A 20,661-nucleotide genomic window follows, 5' to 3' on the forward strand; every position below is an offset into this window, starting at 1 on the left:
CCCAGAACAAAATGAGAACTATTTTTATCAAACCGCGTATTTTTGCTTGCATGGTTCGAAAAAGGGGATCAGAACAAAACAAGAACTCGATCCATTGTGGGGATAAGCCTATGTCGCGTCGTTTCAAAGATCTCTTGGCCCTTGCTTCCTGCGGCAGCTTTGTATGGATGGTCTGGCACGCTGCCTTTTTGGTATCGTGAAGGACGTGGCCATGCTTTCGCCCTCGGGTGGAGCGACAGAGCGACTCCGCGCACAATAGCGATACGGCCCGATTTTGCGGGTGTTTGGAGTAGGTTGGGTGTCCCAGACCACTGATAGCGCCGGCTTTGTTCATCTACGCGTCCGCAGCGCCTATTCGCTGCTTGAGGGCGCGATCAAGGCGGGCAAGATCGGCAAGATGGCTGCTGATGCCGGTATGCCTGCTGTGGCTGTTGCGGATCGGTCGAACCTGTTCGGCGCACTAGAGTTTAGCCAGTCGGTCAAGGATTCCGGTGTTCAGCCGATTGTCGGGTGCGCCTTGCCGGTGTTTGGTATCGGTGGCCGCAAGTCGGAACGCTGGGCCAAGGTGCCGACCATCATGCTTTTGGCCCAGAACGAGCAGGGCTGGCTCAATCTGTGCGCACTGTCGTCGTCATCCTTCCTTGATACAATCGACCTGCCCGAGGCCGGTGTGCCGTGGGAAATGGTGGTCGAAAAATCCGAAGGACTGATCCTGCTGTCGGGCGGTCCTGACGGTCCAGTTGATCCGCTGTTCGCTCAGGGCAAGGCCGATGAGGGCCGCGAAGCCCTTGAGGCCATGAAGCTGGCTTTTGGCGACCGTTTCTATGTCGAGCTACAGCGTCACAACCTGCCGGAAGAACTGGCGGCTGAAAGCGGTCTGGTCGATTGGGCCTATGGGCAGGACGTTCCGCTGGTTGCGACCAATGACGTCTATTTCGCCAAGGCGTCTCAGGCCAAGGCCCATGATGCCCTGCTGTGTATTTCCGACGGTGCCTTTACCGGTCAGGATGAGCGCCGCCGCGTTACGGGTGAGCACTGGTTCAAGCCGTCCGAAGACATGCGGACGCTGTTTTCCGATTTACCCGAGGCTTGTGACAATACGCTGGAAGTCGCGCGGCGTTGTGCCTTCCTCGTGCAAACGCAAAAACCCATTCTGCCGCGCTTTGATACGGGGGCGGGGCGTTCCGAAGACGACGAACTGGCCCACCAAGCTCGTGAGGGGCTGAAGGCGCGTCTGGCCAAGAACCCCGCTTTTGCACCAGAACAGGAATACTGGGACCGTCTGGAATGGGAAGTCGGGATCATCCAGCAGATGGGTTTCCCCGGCTACTTCCTGATCGTTGCGGACTTCATCAAGTGGGCCAAGCTGCATGACATTCCGGTCGGACCGGGCCGTGGTTCCGGTGCCGGTTCGCTCGTTGCGTGGTCGCTGACGATTACCGATCTTGATCCGCTACGCTTTGGTCTGCTGTTCGAGCGTTTCTTGAACCCCGAACGCGTATCGATGCCCGACTTCGATATCGACTTCTGTCAGGAGCGCCGCGAAGAGGTCATCGACTACGTCCAGAATTTCTACGGCAAGGACCGCGTCGCCCAGATCATTACCTTTGGTACGCTTCAGGCCCGCGCTGTGCTGCGCGATGTCGGACGTGTGCTGCAAATGCCGTTTGGTCAGGTGGACCGGCTGGCTAAGATGGTGCCCGCCAATCCGGCCAATCCGGTAACGCTGGCTCAGGCGGTGGAAATGGAGCCGCGTCTGCGCGAAATGCGCGACGCGGAACCGGCGGTCAAAAACCTGCTGGATACGTCTCTGGAACTTGAGGGGCTGTACCGCAACGCCTCCACCCACGCGGCAGGTATTGTTATTGGTGACCGTCCGCTGACGGAATTGGTGCCGTTGTATCAGGACCCGCGCTCGACCATTCCGGCCTCCCAATTCAACATGAAATGGGTTGAACCGGCGGGTCTGGTGAAGTTCGACTTCCTCGGCCTGAAGACGCTGACGGTTCTGGATCGCGCCAAGGGCTTCCTTGATCGGCGCGGGGCCGGGCCGGAATGGAACCTGCTGCCGCTGGATGATTCCAAGACCTATGAGCTGATGGCCTCGGGCCAGACGGTCGGTGTGTTCCAACTGGAATCGCAGGGCATGCGCGATACGCTTCGCAAGATGCGTTGCGGCTCGATTGAAGAAATCACCGCTCTGATTTCGCTGTATCGCCCTGGCCCGATGGAGATGATCGACACCTATATCGACCGTAAGTTCGGTCGTGCGGAGGTGGATTATCTGCACCCCAGCCTGAAAGATGTTCTGACCGAAACCTACGGGGTCATCATCTATCAGGAACAGGTGATGAAGATCGCCCAAGTTCTGGCGGGCTACAGCCTTGGCGAAGCTGACCTTCTGCGTCGCGCCATGGGTAAGAAGAAGAAGGAGGAGATGGATTTCCAGCGCCTCCGCTTCGTCAAGGGCGCGTCGGAAAAGGATGTTCCGGAAGAGCAGTCGGGTTCCATCTTCGACCTTGTGGCCAAGTTTGCGGGCTATGGCTTTAACAAGTCGCACGCTGCGGCCTATGCGCTGATTTCGTTCCAGACGGGTTGGCTGAAGGCCAATCATCCGGTCGAGTTCTTCGCGGCGTCGATGTCGCTCGATCTGTCGAACACAGACAAGCTGGCTGTATTCTATCAGGACTGTCGCCGGTTCGAGATTCCGGTTCTGGCCCCCGATATCAACCGTTCGTCAGGTGACTTTGACGTAGCGTGGGATGACGGACAGGGCAGTGTGCTCTACGCACTGGGGGCCATTCGTAATGTGGGCCTAGAGGCGATGAACCATGTGGTTCAGAACCGAAATGAAGGCGGGCCTTTCGCGGATATTTTCGACTTCCTGGAACGTGTTGACCCCAAGGTGGTCAATAAACGCGCTCTGGAAGGTCTGGCGCGGGCAGGCGCGTTTGACAGCATCCATCAGAACCGCCGCCAGTTGTTCGAGCAGGCCGATGTTCTCGTGGCCTATTGCCAAAGTGTAGCGGCCGAGCGTGCATCGTCTCAGGTTAGCCTGTTCGGGGCGGACCAAGCCAACGCGTCGCGGCCGCGTCTCCGTAATGTCGAGCCATGGGCCGGTCCTGAAAAGCTGGATCAGGAACTGGCCGCAGTTGGCTTCTATCTGTCCGGTCACCCGCTGGAAGAACTGACACCGGCATTGAAGCGCAAGCGCGTGACCTTTGTGGCCGAGGCTCAGGGCTTGGCCGAGGCAGGCCACGAAGCGTTCCAGATGGCAGGTGTTGTCCGTCGCAAGCAGGAACGCGCCAGCGCCAAAACCGGTGAGAAGTTCGCATTTGTGACCTTCTCCGATCCAACCGGCGAGTTCGAATGCATGTTCCCGCCGGAACAGTTGCGTCGTTGTCGTGAGGTGCTGGAGGTTGGCACTTCGGTTCTGGTCAAGGTGCGGGCGAAGGCTTCGGACGGTGAGGTGCGCTTCTTTGGTGATGATGCCAGTCGAATGGATGTGCTGCTGGATGATGCCAATATCGGCTTGCGTGTTATTATATCTTCAAATGGTGCTGATCCCGATGCGCTGAAGTCGCGACTGGAACGTGCCCGCGCCAACGGTAAGGGCGGGGAGGTCTGGCTTCAGACAACCTTGCAGGGGCGCACCGAGGTCGAGATGAAGCTGCCCGGGCGTTATCGTCTCGATGCCGCCTTGCGCGGTGCGCTTAAAACGGTTCCGGGTGTGATCATGCTGGAGGATGCCTGATGACGAATGCAGCTACACATAAAGGCTCGTGCCATTGCGGCGCTGTGGCGTACGAAGTCGAGGTCGGAATGGACGGCCTGATCGAGTGCAACTGTTCGCACTGTTATCGCAAAGGCTTCGTTTTGGCGTTTGCGCCGCGCTCGGCATTTCGTTTGTTGAAGGGCGAGGAGGCGACAACTTCCTATTTCTTCAACCAGCACAAAATCGAGCATCGCTTTTGCAAGACGTGCGGCGTCCAGCCATTTGGCTATGGGGTTGCGCCTGACGGATCCGAGGTCGCGGCAATCAATATCCGCACATTAACCGATATCGAGCCTTGGGGCTGGACGGCCTCGCGTGTGGATGGACGAAGCTTCTGAAGCGGCCATAGTTTGTTGAGGCGCTAAGTTCGCGCAACCTATTGCTTTTTTCACAGGCGGGGCGTAGTAGGCCCTCGCACTTCGCACGTGGGTGAGGCGCGGTTAGGGAGAAATCCTGACCTGCACCGTTCCGAGGGACCGTACGTCCTTTAATCACCCACGCTAGGTTTGATCGGAAAAAGGACAATACGATCATGGCACTGCCAGAATTCTCGATGCGTACCCTGCTGGAAGCCGGCGCTCACTTTGGTCACCAGACTCACCGCTGGAACCCGAAGATGGAACGCTACATCTTCGGTTCGCGCTCGAACATCCACATCATCGACCTGTCGCAATCGATGCCGCTGATGCACCAGGCTCTGGTTGCTGTTCGCGACGTTGCTGCCAAGGGCGGCCGCGTTCTGTTCGTCGGCACCAAGCGTCAAGCTGCTGATCCGGTTGCACAAGCCGCCAAGCGCTGCGCTCAATACTACATGAACAACCGTTGGCTCGGTGGCACGCTGACCAACTGGCGCACCGTTTCGGGTTCGATCCAGCGTCTGCGTGAACTGGAAGGCATTCTTGCTTCGGGCGAAGGCCGTAACAAGAAAGAGCTGCTGACCCTGCAGCGCGAAATGGACAAGCTTGAACTGTCGCTGGGCGGCATCAAGGACATGGGTTCGGTTCCGGACATCATGTTTGTCATCGACACCAACAAAGAGTCGATCGCGATCCAGGAAGCTCGCAAGCTGAACATTCCGATCATCGCCATCCTCGACACCAACTGCGATCCGGACGGCATCACCTATCCGATCCCGGGTAACGATGACGCGGCTCGCGCCATCCAAACCTATTGCGACCTGATCGCTGACGCGGTTCTGGACGGTCTGGCTGCTGGTGCTGCTGCTCAAGGTATCGACCTCGGCGCTCTGGAAGCTCCGGTCGAGCCGGCTCTGGCTGAAGCTCCGGCTGTTGAAGCTGCCGCTGAAGAAGTCGCTCAAGGCTGATTTTTCTAGGTTCGTCCCCATATAGGGCCGAACTGACGTTAAACCGACATGCGGCCGGGCTAAATGGTCCGGCCGCCCAATCGAATTTCAGGAGAAGAACATGGCCGAGATCACTGCCGCCCTCGTGAAGGAACTTCGCGAGCGTTCGGGCGTCGGCATGATGGACTGCAAGAAGGCGCTTGTTGAAACCAACGGCGACATCGAAGCAGCTATCGACTGGCTGCGCGCCAAGGGTCTGTCCAAGGCTGCCAAGAAGTCGGATCGCGTCGCCGCTGAAGGCGTCGTAGCTATCGCGACCGAAGAAAACGGTGCCGGCGAAACCGCTGCTGCAATCGAATTCAACGCTGAAACCGACTTCGTTGCCCGTAACGACCTGTTCCAGACCGCTGCCAAGCAGTTTGCTGCTCTGGGTCTGAAGCACGAAGGCGTTGAAGCCATTTCGGCGGCGGCAATGGAAAACGGTCGTACCGTTGCTGACGAAATCACCCAACTGATCGCTACGATCGGTGAGAACATGACCCTGCGTCGTTCGGCTCGCCTGTCGGTGACCGAAGGTGCTGTGGCTTCGTACGTTCACAATGCTGTGTCGCCGGGTATCGGCCGCATCGGCGTTCTGGTGGCTATCGAAGGCGCTGGCGACAAGGCTGCTGTCCGCGAACTGGGCCGCAAGATCGCTATGCACGTTGCTGCAACGGCTCCGCTGGCTCTGGACACCTCGGACCTCGATCCGGCGGCTATCGAGAAAGAACGCGCTGTTCTGATCGAGAAAGCCAAGGAAGAAGGCCGTCCGGAAGGCATGATCGAAAAGATCGTGGAAGGCCAAATCAACAAGTTCCAGAAGGAAGTCGTGCTGTCGAAGCAGCCGTTCGTGATGGACCCGGACGTGACGATCGAACAACTGGTCGTCAACACCGGCAAGGAACTGGGTGCTGAGCTGAAGCTGGTTGGCTTCGTGCGTCTGGCTCTGGGCGAAGGCGTCGAGAAGGCCGATACTCCGGACTTCGCGGCTGAAGTCGCCTCGATGACCGGCGGCAACTAAGCCAAAAATTTCTTCCTAATTGGGAAGAAAACATAATAAGGGCGCGTTCGGCTTTGAAGGCTGACGCGCCCTTCGTTTATGATGAGCCGCCGATTCACTTACGCGCGGCTGTCTAAACCCGTTTTGATGGACCCAAAAGCATGACCGACGCTCCTAACGAATTCCGCTACAAACGCGTTCTCCTGAAGGTGTCGGGCGAGGTTTTGATGGGGGATCAGGCCTATGGCATCGACACCAAGACGGTGGATGCTGTGGCTGCGGCTGTTGCGGCTGTGGCGCGCAAGGGCATTGAAATCTGTCTGGTCATTGGCGGAGGCAACATCTTCCGTGGTCTGTCCAAGGCCGCAGAGGGCATGGATCGCGCCAATGCCGACTATATGGGCATGCTGGCGACGATTATGAACGCGCTGGCCATGCAGGGCGCTTTGGAAAAGATCGGTGTTGATACCCGCGTACAGAGCGCGGTGCCGATGGCGACCATCGCCGAGCCTTACATCCGTCGTCGTGCGCTGCGTCACCTTGAAAAGGGCCGCGTTGTTATTTTCGCCGCTGGTGTGGGCGCACCGTTCTTCACGACAGATTCGGGTGCGGCACTGCGCGCTGCGGAAATGGGCTGCGACGCTTTGCTTAAAGGCACCAGCGTCGATGGCGTCTATACCGCTGATCCCAAGAAGGATCCCGATGCTGTACGTTACGAGACACTGACTTATCAGGAAGTGCTGGCCAAGGACTTGCGAGTCATGGACGCTTCGGCCATCGCTCTGATGCGTGATAGCGATATTCCGATTGTGGTCTTCTCGATCCGCGAGGAAGATTCGCTGAATAAGACTTTGATGGGTGAAGGCACTTTCACCGTCATCACCAACAAGCCTGCCTGATTTGGGCAAGGTATTCGATATTCGATTTAGGACAGGCACGAATGGCAAAACCTGATCTCAAAACCTTCCGTGACCGCATGGACAAGTCGGTCAGCGCCTTGAAGGATGACTATGCGGGGCTGCGTACCGGCCGTGCAAACGCCGGTCTGCTGGATCCGGTAACGGTCGAAGCTTATGGCGCTGTATCGCCCCTGAGCGCTGTGGCTGCTGTGTCGGTGCCGGAACCGCGTATGATTTCGGTCAGCGTCTGGGACAAGGGCATGGTCGTATCGGTCGAGAAGGCTATCCGTGCTGCCGGTCTGGGTTTGAACCCGATCGTGGACGGTCAGACCCTGCGTATCCCGATCCCGCCGCTGACCGAAGAGCGCCGCAAGGATCTGGTCAAGCTGGCTGGCAAATATGCTGAAGACAAGAAGATCGCTGTCCGTAACGTCCGTCGTGATGCCAACGACGAGCTGAAAAAGGCTGAAAAGGCTGGTGAAATCAGCCAGGACGATCAAAAGAAGATGGAAACCGAAGTCCAGAAGGATACCGATGCCGCCATCAAGCGCGTCGATGAAATCCTGAAGGCCAAGGAAATCGAGATCATGCAGGTCTAAGACCTGCATCCTTCTCGAACCAAGGACCAGAGCCTGATGTCGGCCTCAACCGCCTCTATGCATACCGAAAAGTCACTTCATGTGGCCATTATCATGGACGGCAACGGTCGGTGGGCCGAGCGTAGGGGCTTGCCCCGTGCGCTCGGGCACCGCGAGGGCGTTCAGGCTCTGCGTCGCACGATCAAGGCTGCGCCCGAACTGGGCGTGAAATGCCTGACCATCTTCGGGTTCTCGACAGAGAATTGGAGTCGTCCGGCTGACGAGGTTTCCGACCTCATGGGGCTGGTGCGTAATTTCGTCGGGGCCGATCTGAAGCGTCTGGATCAGGCGGGCGTACGTGTGCGGGTGCTGGGGCGCCGTTCGGGTGTGCCTGCGGATATTATCGACGTTATCGACCGTGCAGAGCGTCAGACCGCGCACAACGACAAGTTCCTTTTGCAGGTTGCCTTTAATTATGGCGGTCGGGCCGATCTGGTGGATGCGGCGCAATCCCTGATCGACAAGGCGGCCAGTGAAGGCCGCTTTGACCTGACCGAAGACATGTTCGGCAACAGCCTGTCTACGGCGGATTCACCACCTGTGGACGTGATCATCCGCACCTCGGGCGAGCAGCGCCTGTCCAACTTCCTGTTGTGGGAGTGTGCCTATGCGGAACTGGTCTTCCAGCCTGTCCTGTGGCCCGATTACGGTTCAGAACCGCTAAAGGCCGCTCTTGAAGAGTTTTCCCGTCGCGAGCGCCGGTTTGGCGGACGCGAGGTTGTAGAGGGCTCATTGTCGCCTTCGCCAGAAAGTGCGGTGGGCTAATGGCCCTTAAACCCAAGGATATTGCGCTTAGAGCTGCATCGGCTCTGGTGCTGGCACCGGCTGCGGTTCTGGCGATCTGGGCAGGTGGGTTTTGGTTCACGGGCCTGATCGTGCTGGGCGGCATCATGCTGGCGCTGGAATGGGCGCGTATGAGCGAGCCGCAGGACTGGCGCGCTGTGGGCATGGCGGTGGCCGCTGGCGTGATCGCGCCGGTTATTGCGGCCCATATTGGTCAGATGTCTCTGGCCTTTGTGCTGCTGGTATTCGGTGCAGCGATTGCCGGGCTTGTGTCCAACCGTCGCGGCGGGGAGGGGCTGGATGGCGCATACGGCGTTCTGTACCTCGGCTGGCCGTGTATCCTGCTGGTCTGGATGCGTGATCTGAATGCGGATCAGGGGCTGTACTGGACCGTTCTGGTGTTTGCTGTGGCCTGGGCTGCGGACATTCTGGCCTATCTGGTGGGCAGTGCCGTAGGCGGCCCCAAGCTGTGGCCACGTTTCTCTCCGAACAAGACATGGTCCGGTTTTATCGGCGGTCTGCTGGCGGGCATGATTGCGGGCGGCGTTATGGCCGCTTGGCTGGACATGGGCGCGTTGACGGCGTTCTGGGGCGCGGTACTGGGCCTGTTGGCCGCCTTGGCAACCATGGGCGGTGATCTGTGGGAATCAGCTCTGAAGCGCCGGTTTGGCGTCAAGGATGCGGGCAATCTGATCCCGGGTCATGGCGGTTTGCTGGATCGCGTAGATGGCTTGATGTTTGCCGTTATCGTCGTCGCTATCGGACGCCTGATCGTGCTGATGATCGGGGGCAACGCGTGATTACGCGCAAGGTCAGTGTGCTTGGCTCGACAGGTTCGGTCGGCACCTCGACCCTCGACCTGATGGCAGCGGCCGAAGAAACAGGCAGTGGCCGTTTCGAGGTCGAGGTTCTGACGGGGGGCAATAATGCGGCCCTGTTGGCCGAGCAGTGCCTGCGCTGGAAGCCCCGACTGGCCGTCATTGCCAATGAAGCCAGTCGCGCCGAACTGGCGGAGCGTCTGGCCGGTTCCGGCATCGAGGTGGCGGCTGGTAATGAGGCCATTGTCGAAGCCGCCTCGGGTCCGGTGGACTGGGTGATGGCGTCGATTGTCGGTGCCGCAGGCTTGCGTTCAGCGTGGGCGGCGGCAGGGACGGGGGCAACCCTTGCCTTGGCAAACAAGGAAAGTCTGGTGTGCTGTGGCCCCGCTCTGATCGAGCGCGTGGCAGACGCTGGCGGCAAGATTATTCCTGTCGATTCCGAACACTCGGCTATTTTTCAGGTGTTTCCTGCCGATGCGCCCGAGCGGGTTTCTAAGCTGATCCTGACGGCATCGGGCGGTCCATTCCGCCGCACGCCTCTGGACCAGATGAAGTCGATCACCCCGCAACAGGCGGTGGCGCACCCCAACTGGTCGATGGGCGCAAAGATTTCGGTCGATAGTGCATCTATGGCCAATAAGGGTCTGGAGCTGATCGAGGCGGCGTATCTTTTCGGTATGCCGCAGTCCAAGATCGACGTGGTCGTCCATCCTGAATCAATTATCCACAGCCTTGTGGAGTATGTCGATGGCTCGACATTGGCCCAGTTGGGGACGCCCGATATGCGCACGCCGATTGCCTGCGCCTTGTCGTGGCCGGACCGTCTGCCGTGGCCCGCACCCAAGCTGGACTTGGCTGCTCTGGGCAAATTGACGTTTGAAACACCGGATATGGTGCGTTTTCCAGCGCTCAAGTTGGCCCGCGAAGCACTGGAAGCGGGCGGTGTCGCTCCCGTCATTTTCAATGCCGCCAACGAAGTGGCTGCATTTGCCTTCCTTGACCGGCGGTTGGCATTTCTAAATATTGCCGCAGTCATCGCCGAAACCCTTGAAAAGGCACAAGGTGAGGGACTGGCTATCGGTAACGGAAGTGCAGCCGAATCGGCATTGGCAGTCGATAAGGAAGCGCGCCGGATCGCCGGGGACATTGTCTCGACACTGGACCTGGCGGCCTGATCGCCGCGATTTGAGACTGGAGACTGGATGATCGGCTTCTTGGGCCAAATGCTGAGCTATGTGGTGCCGTTTCTGGTCGTTCTGACCGTTGTGGTGACCGTGCATGAACTCGGCCATTTTCTGACGGCCCGCGCCTTTGGCGTAAAGGTGGACCGTTTTGCGATCGGTTTTGGTCGCCCGATCTTCAGCCGCAAGGACCGCCATGGTGTCGAGTGGCGGATCGGCTGGATGCCGCTGGGCGGCTATGTGAAATTCTCGGGCGATCTGGATGAATCCGGTGTGCCGGACCGCAAAGGTCTGGAAGAACTGCGCCAGCGCCTGATTGCCGAAAAAGGGGAGGGCGCGGAACGCGACTACCTCTATTTCAAACCGTTGTGGCAGCGCGCACTGGTCGTAGCTGGCGGTCCTATTGCCAATTTCGTGCTGGCTCTGGCGATCTTTACGATCCTGTTTTCGGCTGTCGGTGTTCCGCTGCGTCCTGCGCGGGTCATGGACGTTGCCGAAGGATCACCTGCGGCGGCGGCAGGCTTTGCCGTCGGGGACCTGATTACCCACGTCAACGGCAAGCTGATCGAGGACAGTTCCGAAGTGATCCGCCATGTGGCTCTGTCCAGCGGAACGCCGGTTCAGTTCACGGTTGAGCGCGACCAAAAGGTTGTGAACCTGACGGGCGTGCCGGAACGTACCGTGGTTGATGATCCTATTGGTGGCCGCGTGACCATGGGCCGTATCGGCCTAGGTCTGGGCTCGACCCGTGCAGAATATCGCCATGTGCGCTATTCTCCGATCGAGGCTGTCGGCAAGGGTGCCGAGGAAATCACCAGCATTATCGGGACCACTATCAAATATATCGGCCGCATTTTTACCGGCCGTGAAAACGGTGACCAGTTCAGCGGCCCGTTGGGAATCGCCCGTGTTTCGGGTGGCCTTACGAACGCTGCGGTGGCGGCGGCCCCCGATCCGATCAACGCCACATTTAACCTGTTGCTGACGCTAACCAGTTTTGCCGCCATACTTTCGGTCGGAATCGGCTTTCTAAATCTTTTGCCGATTCCTGTTCTGGATGGGGGACACCTGATGTTCTATGCCTATGAAGCCGTTGCCCGCCGTCCGCTGGACGCGCGGATACAGTCAACGGGTTACGGACTAGGACTTGCCATGTTGGCCTGTATGATGTTGTTCGCCACCTGGAACGACCTACAGAAGCTGAATATCTTCAAATTCCTTGGCGGGCTCGTCGCGTGAGTCGAGACCTGCCCCTAAGGACATCCCGAATGATCGACCTGATGAACCGAAATTCTTTCCGTGCGCGTATTTTAGGTCCGAGCGGGATCGCCCTTGTATTGGCGGCCGGCCTTGCGACGCCTGCCTTGTCCCAAGAAGCGGCCCCTGCGGCACCCGCATCGGCCGAAGCCGCCCCGCAAGTGGTGGTCGCTGATGAAGAGCGTGGCCAAGTTAACCGCATCATCGTGCGTGGTAACGAGCGTATCGACCATACGACTGTGCTGTCCTATCTGCCGATCCAGCCAGGCGACATTGTCGATCCGGTGACGTTCGACGTTGCCGTGCGTACGCTGTACCGCACCAACCTGTTTGCGAACGTGCAACTGGGTCTGCAACCGAATGGCGATCTGGTGATCGAGGTTGTCGAAAACCCGATCATCAACCAGGTGACGTTCGAGGGTAACAAGGCCCTGACCGAAAAGAAGCTGCGTGACGAAGTCACGATCAGCCCGCGCGGTATCTATACCCGCGCCCGCGTTCAGGAAGACGTCGGCAAGATCGTCGAACTTTACCGTATGTCGGGCCGCATTTCGGCAACTGTGACCCCGCGTCTGGTCCAGCTGGAACAGAACCGCGTCGATGTCGTGTTCGAGATCGACGAAGGTCCGGAAAGCGGTATCTCGGGCATCACCTTCCTCGGCAACAAGGCGTTCTCGGATGCCGATCTGCGCGAAGTGATGGTGACGCAGGTTTCCCAGTGGTGGCGCCTGTTCAGCTCGAACGACAACTATGATCCGAACCGTCTGGATTATGACCGCGAGCAACTGCGTAAATTCTATACCAACCGCGGCTATTATGATTTCAACATCATGTCGTCGGTTGCTGAGCTCAAGCCGGACAACAGCGCGTTTGCCGTCACCATCACACTGGACGAGGGCGACAAGTACAATTTCGGCGAAGTGAAGGTTGTCACCGAAAGCGAGCGTCTGAACGCGGACTTCCTGACCGCGCTGCTGCCGATCCGTTCGGGCGATCTGTTCCAGAGCGACCGTATTGAGAACGCTGTCGATGCCCTGACCTTTGCTGCGGGTTCGGCCGGTTATGCGTTTGTGGACATTTCGCCGTCCTATCGCGCCAATCCCGAGACCGACACTGTCGATGTGACGTTCAATGTCCGCGAAGGTTCGCGCGTCTATGTGGAGCGTATCAATGTGGTGGGTAATACCCGCACACTGGATACCGTTATCCGCCGCGACCTGCTGCTGGGCGAGGGCGATGCCTTCAACCGCTCGCTGATCGAACGCTCGCGTAACAATCTTCGCGCTCTGGGCTTCTTCAAAGACGTCAAGATCGAGGAAACCCGTGGCTCTGCTCCGGACCGTTCGATTGTCAACGTGACCGTCGAAGAGCAGCCGACGGGTGAACTGTCGGTTGGTGCCGGTTTCAGCTCGTTCGACAGCTTCACGCTGAACCTCGGCGTGACCGAGCGTAACTTCCGTGGTCGTGGCCAGAACGTAGTGGCGCGTGCCGAATGGGGTTCGATCCGCCAGAATATCGACTTCCGCTTTACCGAGCCGAAATTCATGGGGCGTGACGTGGCGGCAGGCTTCGACCTGTTCCACACCCGCATGGACCTGTCGGAATACGCTTCGTACGACTACCGTTCGACCGGTGCAGGCCTGCGCCTGACCTATCCGTTGAACAACTATACCCGCCTCAGCCTGCGTTACTTCCTGAAGGATGACGAGGTGATGGTGCCGAACAGCTATTGCTCGTCTTCGGGCATGGGCACGTCGGCGCTGTGTGACCAGATCGGTGCCTATATCAACTCGTCGGCGGGCTATACGCTGTTCGTGGACCGCCGTAACGATCCGGTACGCGCCACGCGCGGTTGGACCACAGCCCTGCGTCAGGACTTTGCCGGTATCGGTGGCGATGTGAACTACATCAAGACCGAGATGGACGCGGCCTATTACTATGGCATCCGCCCGAACTGGGTGGTCAGTGTTCAAGGCTCGGTCGGCTATATCGCCGGCTGGAGTGGTGACTCGATCCGCATCAACGACCGCTTCTTCAAGGGTGGTCAAAGCTTCCGTGGCTTCGAAACGGCCGGTATGGGCCCGCGCGATCTGACCACGACCGATGCTCTGGGCGGTAATTTCTATGCCATCGGTACGGTCGAACTGACCCTGCCGAACGGCTTGCCCGAACAGTACGGCATCCGTACCAGCCTGTTTGCCGATGTCGGTACTCTGGGCCAGCTGGATGACCGTTATCTGGTCGGCAGCAACGGTATGCCCAACGCCAATATCGTCGATGACCTGGCCCTGCGTGCGGCGGCTGGCGTCAGCATCCACTGGCGTTCCCCGATGGGGCCGATCCGCTTCGATCTGTCCAAGGTTCTGTCGAAAGAAGACTACGACAAGACCGAAACCTTCCGCTTCTCGACTTCAACCCAGTTCTAAACCGCGGAAGCTTCCGCACTAAGGCTTAATACGATGAAGACTCTCACGATTGGCGCTTTCGCTCTGGCCACGCTGGCAGCTTCGGCCGCCTCGGCTCAACAAGCTCCGGCTAATCCGGGTCCGGTCATTCCGGGCGTTTGCTCGTTCTCGGGTGAAGGTATCATGGCGGGTTCGCTGGCCGGTCGCGCCGTTCAGGCCCGCATGGTTCAACTGTACCAAGAAGTTCAAGGTGAGCTGCAGCCGTACGTGACCTCGCTGGAAAGCGAAGCACAGCAACTGCAACAATCGGCGGCTACCCTGTCGGAAGCTGATCGCAACACCCGCATTCAGGCGCTGCAAACCCGTGACCGCGAACTGCAACAACTGCAGCAAACCCGCGCCAACGAACTGCGCTACACCCAAGCCGTTCAGGCAGAAGCCATCAACACGGCTGCCCAGCCGATCGTGATCGCTGTCTACCAAGAACGTGGCTGCGGTGTTCTGCTGAATGATGGCGCTGTGGGTTACATCAACCCGGCCATGGACATCACCGCTACGGTCGTCCAGCGCCTCGACGCGCAACTGCCGACCCTGTCGTTCAACCGTATGCCGGTGCCAGCACAGGCACAGGCTCAGAACTAATCTGGGCCATGCCCGACACGACCTTTTTCAAGACCCTGTCCCCCCGCACGGTTACCTCCATCGCCGAACAACTCGGCGCGGAAGTGATCCGGGGTGGCGAGGTCATCGTTTCGGCGGTTGCGCCCCTGTCCACTTCGGACCGGGGCGCTATCGCTTTTATGGGTGATCGCAAATTCTTGCCTGCCTTGGAGAATACCAAGGCCGCCTGTGTGATCGTCCATCCTTCAATGGCAGAGCATGTCCCCGAAGGCGTGGCGGTCATCGCCTCGCGTCAGGCGCAAGCCGACTGGGCGCGGACATCGATGATGCTTCATGCGCCACGTGGGCTGGACCGTGCCATTACGGCGGCAGAGGCTGCTGAAGACGAAACTGTGGTGATCGAACCGGGGGTGGTTCTGGGCGAGGGGGTTCGCATCGGGCGCGGAACGCGTATCTGTGCCAATACAGTCATTGGACCGGGCGTGCAGATCGGTCGCGATTGCTGGATCGGATCAAACGTCAGCCTATCGTTCTGCCTGTTGGGTGACCGCGTAAAAATCTACGCCGGTGTGCGCATAGGCGAATCCGGTTTCGGCGCGGCGGGTTCACGCGAGGGGCCCATCGACATTCCGCAACTGGGACGGGTTGTCGTGCAGGACAATGTGACCATCGGGGCCAATAGCTGTGTGGATCGCGGTGCCTATGATGACACGGTCATCGGTGAAGGCAGCAAGATCGACAATCTGATCCAGATTGCCCACAACTGTGTCATCGGCCGTAACAACCTGATGGCCGCGCAGGTCGGGCTGTCCGGCTCGATCACGACGGGCGATAATGTGATTTTTGGTGGTCAGGCCGGTATTGCCGACCACCTGAATATCGGGGAAGGGGCCCGAGTAGCCGGGGGGGCCGGGGTGCTGGCAGATATACCTGCTGGTGAAACCTGGTCGGGGTATCCTGCCAGACCGCTGCGTCGCTTCTTGCGTGAAAGCATCTGGCTATCGAAACAGGCGTCAAAGAAAGGCGCAAAGGAATCCTGAGCATGAGCGAACAGACCAATATCGACTATGCCGAGGTGATGCGTCGCCTCCCGCACCGCTATCCCTTCTTGCTGGTCGACAAGGCGCAAGATTTTGTTCCGGCGACCTCGATTGTCGGCATCAAGAACGTCACGCATAACGAGCCGTTCTTCCCCGGACATTTCCCGATTGATCCGGTGATGCCGGGCGTTCTGATCGTGGAAGCCATGGCTCAGACGGGCGCGTTGCTGATGTCCAAAACGCTTGATGTTGCGGTTGCGGACAAGGTCATCATGTTCATGTCGATTGACGGCGTGCGCTTCCGTAAACCGGCCCGTCCGGGTGACCAGCTCCGTATGGAAGTGAAGGTCATCAGAGCACGTGGTGATGCCTATAAATTCCGTGGCGAAACCTTCATCGACGGCAAGCTGGCCGCCGAAGCCGAGTTCATGGCCATGGTCGTTACCGTTCAGGAACCTGCTGCGTGAGCCAAATCCATCCGACTGCCATCGTCGATAGCAGCGCCACCATAGCCGACGACGTTGTCGTCGGCCCGTGGAGCATTGTCGGCCCCAATGTGTCTCTGGCTACAGGCGTGGTCCTGAAGTCCCACGTCGTTATCCAGCAGGACACAGCGGTCGGAGCCAATACGGCCATTCACTCTTTCGCTCTGGTCGGCGGTGATCCGCAGCACCTAGGCTATAAGGGTGAAACGGTCCGTCTGGAGATCGGCGAGAATAACATCATCCGCGAGCATGCCACGCTGAACCGTGGCACGCCGCAGGGCTCGGGCGTGACCCGCCTTGGTAACAACTGTCTGCTGATGACGGGCGCACACATCGGCCATGACTGTGTTGTCGGTAACAATGTCACCATGGCCAATAGTGCCACTCTGGGTGGCCATGCCGAGGTGGGCGACCGTGTATTCCTCGGCGGCCTTTGTGCTGTTCACCAGAACGGGCGCGTGGGGCAGGGTGCCATTGTGGGCGGTCTGGCCGCCGTTACCCGCGATGTCATTCCTTACGGTTCGGCATGGGGCAATCATGCACGTCTGCGGGGGCTGAACCTGATCGGGCTCAAGCGTAAGGGATACGGCAAGAACGAACTGCGTCGTCTGCTGGCCTTCTATCGCGAACTGTTCGAGGGCGAGGGACAGTTTGCCGGACGTCTGGCGACGATTGGCGAAGCCTATGGCGATATTCCTGAAATCGTCGAGATCCTCGACTTCATAGGCGATGGCGGCAAGCGTCCACTGTGCCTGCCGAACGCCGAATGAAAAAGCTGGGGCTGATTGCCGGCGGGGGCGACCTTCCTGCATCCGTAGCGGCTCGCTGCGAAGCAGAGGGGCGCCCGCTCTATATTGTTCGTCTGGACGGTTTTGCTGACGATAGTCTGCTGGCGTGGGATGGCGAGACTTTAGGTATTGCCCAGATCGGCGGTATCCTGAAGGCCTTGCGACGCGAAAACTGTGAAGCTATTTGCCTTGCGGGGTATGTAAATCGTCCAGATTTCAAGACGTTAAAGCCTGATCTTAAAGGCGCGACTCTGCTGCCCGGTATTATTGCTGCGGCGACGAAGGGCGACGATGCCTTGTTGCGTAAAATCCTTGGGGTCTTCGAAGCTGAAGGTTTTAGCGTCGAGGGTGCCGACGATATTTTGGGCGGCTATATGCTCTCGCTCGGCGCACTGGGGGCCGTTTCACCTAACGACAATGAGATGTTTGACTTAAAGAAAGCCATTCATGTTGCTGAAAAATCAGGTGAACTTGATATTGGTCAGGGCGCGGTCGTCTGTGACGGTCTGGTTCTGGCTGTAGAGGCCCAAGAAGGCACAGACCAGATGCTGCTGCGGGTTGCGGGCTTGCCTCAGGACCTGCGTGGCTCGGCGGATCATCGCAAGGGCACCTTGGCCAAGGCCCCGAAACCCATTCAGGACATTCGTGTCGATATGCCGGTTATCGGCCCGCGCACGGTCGAACTGGCCGCAGCGGCTGGACTAGCCGGCATTGGCGGATTTGTTGATCGTCTGTTGATTATGGATGTCGCGGCGACGCGAGCGATCGCAGACCGTCTGGGTCTGTTTATCTGGGGCATGTCTGACGAGGACCGTCTGTAATGGCCTATAAGATCATGCTGGTGGCCGCCGAGGCATCCGGCGATGCGCTGGCGGCCAATCTGGTTCGGGCGCTTAAGGCCCGAATGGGAGACGACGTTCGTTTTGTGGGTGTCGGCGGGCCACGCATGGCCGAGCTGGGCATCCACAGCCCGTTTGATATTGCCGAACTGTCAATTCTGGGGGTCGTCGAAGGCATCAAGGCCTATGGCCGTGTGAAGCAACGGGTTGCCGATACGGCCGCATTGGCGCTTCGCGAAAAGCCGGATGCGGTCATCTTGGTGGATTCATGGGGCTTCACCATTCGGGCGGCCAAGGCCATCCGTTCCGTGGTGCCACAGGCCGCGCTGATCAAATATGTCGGCCCACAGGTTTGGGCATCGCGTCCCGGTCGCGCCAAGGTTCTAGCCAAGGCTGTCGATCATCTATTGGCGCTCTATCCCATGGATGCACCGTGGTTCGAGCGGGCTGGCCTGCCGACGACGGTTGTCGGGTCTTCGGCACTGCATATCGATATGAGCGGTGCCGATGGTGATCTGTTCCGCACCCAGCGTGGCATAGCGGCAGATGCGCCCCTGCTTCTGGTCATGCCGGGTAGTCGCCCGAAAGAGATCGAGCGGATGACGCCTGTCTATGAACAGACGGTCCAGAACCTCAAGGCCGCTATACCCGAGCTTCAGGTTGCCGTTGTGGCAGCAGGAACCGTGGCCGAGGATGTCACAGGTCGCGTGGCCTCGTGGCCCTTCAGGGTGCATCTGGTGGCCGAGGCCGACAAGTACGCAGCCATGAAGGCGGCCAATGTCGCTCTGGCGACGAGCGGCACGGTTTCGACCGAGATCGCCATGGCGGGAACGCCGATGGTGATTTCCTACAAGATCGACAATTTCTCGTATCGGCTAATGAAGCCATTGGTGAAGGCCAAATACTTCACCATGCTGAATCTGGCAGCGGACGAAGAAGTCGCTCGCGAATTTATTCAGTTCGATGCTACGGCGGAAAAGATCACGCCGGAAGTGCTGCGCTTGCTGACCGATCCTCAGGCCGCAAAAGCGCAAGCGAAACGCCAGACGGAAGTGCTGGAAATCATGGGGCGAGGTGGCCCCAATCCATCAGAACTGGCCGCGGATGCCGTTCTGGCAGTGCTGGAAAAACGTAAGGCCTGATCGACCTTACGCCACCATCAAATTATTTGGTCATCCAAGGGCGTGATTTGCCCGAGGTGATGCGTTTGTTTTGCTCGCGCTGGAAAGCTCCACCGCGCGGGGCTTGCTCGCGCGCAGCCTGTGCTTCGTTCTTCTGGCGAAGAGCGCGCTGGATGGGGGTTTCGTTCGGATTGATTGCAGCGGGTGTTTTGGTGTCGGTCATGAGCGCGGTGTAGCACAGAAGTTTGCGGGGTATCGCGTAACAAAAAACGCCGGAGTAAAAACTCCGGCGTTTCTTTTTGTCTTGTTCGACGCGTTTGGATTAACCGCGCTTGTCGATCGAAACGTAATCGCGCTGCGTCGGGCCGGTATACAGCTGACGCGGGCGACCGATCTTCTGGGTCGGATCGGCCATCATTTCCTGCCACTGCGAGATCCAGCCAACGGTACGGGCCAGAGCGAACAGGACGGTGAACATGGTGGTCGGGAAGCCCATAGCCGACAGCGTGATGCCCGAATAGAAGTCGACGTTCGGGAACAGCTTGCGCGAGGTGAAGTATTCGTCCGACAGGGCGACCTTCTCCAGTTCCTTGGCAACCAGGAACAGCGGATCGTTGGCACGGCCGGTGGCTTCCAGCACTTCGTAAGCCGATTGCTGCATGACCTTGGCGCGCGGGTCGTAGTTCTTGTACACGCGGTGGCCGAAGCCCATCAGCTTGTACTTACGATCCTTAACGCCTTGGATGAATTCAGGAATACGGTCCGGAGTACCGATTTCCTTCAGCATGTTCAGCGCTTCTTCGTTCGCGCCGCCATGCGACGGGCCCCACAGGCAGGCGATGCCGGCTGCGATACAGGCGAACGGGTTGGCACCCGACGAACCGGCCAGACGGACGGTCGAGGTCGAGGCGTTTTGCTCGTGATCGGCGTGCAGGGTGAAGATGCGGTCCATGGCGCGGACCAGACGCGGATCAACCTGATAGTCTTCAGCCGGAACGGCGAAGCACATACGCAGGAAGTTCTCGGCATACGACAGGTCGTTGCGCGGCGACACGAACGGCTGGCCGATGTGGTACTTGTACGCACGGGCAGCGATGGTCGGCATCTTGGCGATCAGGCGGATAGCCGAGATATCGCGTTGGACCGGATCGTGGATGTCGAGGCTGTCATGATAGAAGGCCGACAGGGCACCAACGGTACCCACCATGATCGCCATCGGATGGGCGTCGCGGCGGAAGCCTTCGAAGAAGCGGTCGAACTGCGCATGCAGCATGGTGTGACGGGTGACCAGTTCCGAGAACTCTTCGTACTCGGCGGCGGTCGGCAGTTCGCCCTTCAGCAGCAGATGACAAACTTCGAGGAAGTTCGACTGCGAAGCCAGTTGGTCGATCGGATAGCCGCGGTGCAGCAGCACACCTTCGTCACCGTCGATATAGGTCAGGCCCGACTCGCACGAAGCGGTCGAGGTGAAACCCGGGTCAAAGGTGAAAGCGCCGGTACCGGCATATAGTTTGCGAATATCGATGACGTCCGGACCGGTCGAGCCGGAAAGGACGGGGAGTTCGATGCTCTTGTCGCCGATAGTGAGTGTGGCGGCAGGATTGGTTTTTTCAGTCATCTGGGCCCCTTGTTATACTTGGACCTGGCGCGGGGAGGCGTTGGTCTGCGT

The 20,661-nt window shown here is 59.0% G+C and carries 19 protein-coding genes; 17 read left to right on the forward strand and 2 right to left on the reverse strand.

Going from position 1 to position 20,661, the window contains the following annotated elements; translation table 11 throughout:
• The first annotated feature begins 298 nt into the window (after positions 1-298).
• The 17 genes from dnaE (at position 299) to lpxB (ending at position 19,013) form a co-directional block, all read left to right on the forward strand.
• Positions 299-3,754, forward strand: a complete 3,456-nt coding sequence (gene dnaE / locus FHS64_RS10435) for a DNA polymerase III subunit alpha (protein ID WP_167178158.1) — start codon at positions 299-301, stop codon at positions 3,752-3,754.
• On the forward strand, positions 3,754-4,113 hold the full coding sequence (locus FHS64_RS10440; RefSeq protein WP_167178159.1) for a GFA family protein: 360 nt from the start codon (positions 3,754-3,756) through the stop codon (positions 4,111-4,113). The genes dnaE and FHS64_RS10440 overlap by 1 nt, the downstream gene beginning before the upstream one ends.
• Before the next feature lie 194 nt (positions 4,114-4,307).
• Positions 4,308-5,099, forward strand: coding sequence for a 30S ribosomal protein S2 (gene rpsB / locus FHS64_RS10445; RefSeq protein ID WP_167178160.1), 792 nt, complete (start codon positions 4,308-4,310; stop codon positions 5,097-5,099).
• A 100-nt stretch (positions 5,100-5,199) separates the two neighbouring features.
• A complete protein-coding gene (tsf, locus tag FHS64_RS10450; RefSeq protein WP_167178161.1) occupies positions 5,200-6,138 on the forward strand; it encodes a translation elongation factor Ts in 939 nt (312 codons plus the stop codon).
• A 140-nt stretch (positions 6,139-6,278) separates the two neighbouring features.
• On the forward strand, positions 6,279-7,016 hold the full coding sequence (gene pyrH, locus FHS64_RS10455; RefSeq protein ID WP_167178162.1) for a UMP kinase: 738 nt from the start codon (positions 6,279-6,281) through the stop codon (positions 7,014-7,016).
• 41 nt (positions 7,017-7,057) lie between these two features.
• Positions 7,058-7,615 carry a ribosome recycling factor gene (frr, locus tag FHS64_RS10460; RefSeq protein WP_167178163.1) on the forward strand — a complete coding sequence of 186 codons (558 nt, stop codon included), beginning with the start codon at positions 7,058-7,060 and terminating at the stop codon, positions 7,613-7,615.
• A gap of 36 nt (positions 7,616-7,651) precedes the next feature.
• Positions 7,652-8,419, forward strand: a complete 768-nt coding sequence (uppS, locus tag FHS64_RS10465) for a polyprenyl diphosphate synthase (RefSeq protein WP_167178164.1) — start codon at positions 7,652-7,654, stop codon at positions 8,417-8,419.
• Complete coding sequence (locus FHS64_RS10470; RefSeq protein ID WP_167178165.1) at positions 8,419-9,237, forward strand: phosphatidate cytidylyltransferase; 819 nt, start codon at positions 8,419-8,421, stop codon at positions 9,235-9,237. The genes uppS and FHS64_RS10470 overlap by 1 nt, the downstream gene beginning before the upstream one ends.
• On the forward strand, positions 9,234-10,430 hold the full coding sequence (dxr, locus tag FHS64_RS10475) for a 1-deoxy-D-xylulose-5-phosphate reductoisomerase (protein ID WP_167178166.1): 1,197 nt from the start codon (positions 9,234-9,236) through the stop codon (positions 10,428-10,430). Before FHS64_RS10470 ends, dxr begins: the two co-directional genes overlap by 4 nt.
• Positions 10,431-10,457: 27 nt before the next feature.
• Positions 10,458-11,675: a M50 family metallopeptidase gene (locus FHS64_RS10480; protein ID WP_167178167.1), complete on the forward strand. Its 1,218-nt coding sequence runs from the start codon at positions 10,458-10,460 to the stop codon at positions 11,673-11,675.
• Between the two features lie 41 nt (positions 11,676-11,716).
• Positions 11,717-14,119, forward strand: a complete 2,403-nt coding sequence (bamA, locus tag FHS64_RS10485) for an outer membrane protein assembly factor BamA (protein WP_208380894.1) — start codon at positions 11,717-11,719, stop codon at positions 14,117-14,119.
• Between the two features lie 33 nt (positions 14,120-14,152).
• Entirely contained in the window at positions 14,153-14,740 is a 588-nt protein-coding gene (locus FHS64_RS10490) for an OmpH/Skp family outer membrane protein (RefSeq protein ID WP_167178169.1), read from the forward strand.
• 8 nt (positions 14,741-14,748) lie between these two features.
• Complete coding sequence (gene lpxD, locus FHS64_RS10495; RefSeq protein WP_167178170.1) at positions 14,749-15,759, forward strand: UDP-3-O-(3-hydroxymyristoyl)glucosamine N-acyltransferase; 1,011 nt, start codon at positions 14,749-14,751, stop codon at positions 15,757-15,759.
• A 2-nt stretch (positions 15,760-15,761) separates the two neighbouring features.
• A complete protein-coding gene (gene fabZ, locus FHS64_RS10500) occupies positions 15,762-16,226 on the forward strand; it encodes a 3-hydroxyacyl-ACP dehydratase FabZ (protein ID WP_167178171.1) in 465 nt (154 codons plus the stop codon).
• Positions 16,223-17,014 (forward strand): acyl-ACP--UDP-N-acetylglucosamine O-acyltransferase, encoded by a 792-nt coding sequence (lpxA, locus tag FHS64_RS10505; protein ID WP_167178172.1) that lies wholly within the window; start codon positions 16,223-16,225, stop codon positions 17,012-17,014. Before fabZ ends, lpxA begins: the two co-directional genes overlap by 4 nt.
• The gene (lpxI, locus tag FHS64_RS10510; protein WP_167178173.1) at positions 17,011-17,853 is read left to right on the forward strand and encodes a UDP-2,3-diacylglucosamine diphosphatase; all 843 of its coding nucleotides are present in this window, start codon (positions 17,011-17,013) and stop codon (positions 17,851-17,853) included. The genes lpxA and lpxI overlap by 4 nt, the downstream gene beginning before the upstream one ends.
• Positions 17,853-19,013: a lipid-A-disaccharide synthase gene (gene lpxB / locus FHS64_RS10515; protein WP_167178174.1), complete on the forward strand. Its 1,161-nt coding sequence runs from the start codon at positions 17,853-17,855 to the stop codon at positions 19,011-19,013. Before lpxI ends, lpxB begins: the two co-directional genes overlap by 1 nt.
• Before the next feature lie 22 nt (positions 19,014-19,035).
• Here the strand turns inward: lpxB and FHS64_RS10520 are convergent, their stop codons facing one another.
• Complete coding sequence (locus FHS64_RS10520) at positions 19,036-19,215, reverse strand: hypothetical protein (protein ID WP_167178175.1); 180 nt, start codon at positions 19,213-19,215, stop codon at positions 19,036-19,038.
• A 99-nt stretch (positions 19,216-19,314) separates the two neighbouring features.
• Entirely contained in the window at positions 19,315-20,610 is a 1,296-nt protein-coding gene (gene gltA / locus FHS64_RS10525; RefSeq protein ID WP_167178176.1) for a citrate synthase, read from the reverse strand.
• Positions 20,611-20,661 lie beyond the last annotated feature (51 nt).

The organism is Brevundimonas terrae, assembly GCF_011761985.1.
GTDB lineage: Bacteria > Pseudomonadota > Alphaproteobacteria > Caulobacterales > Caulobacteraceae > Brevundimonas > Brevundimonas terrae.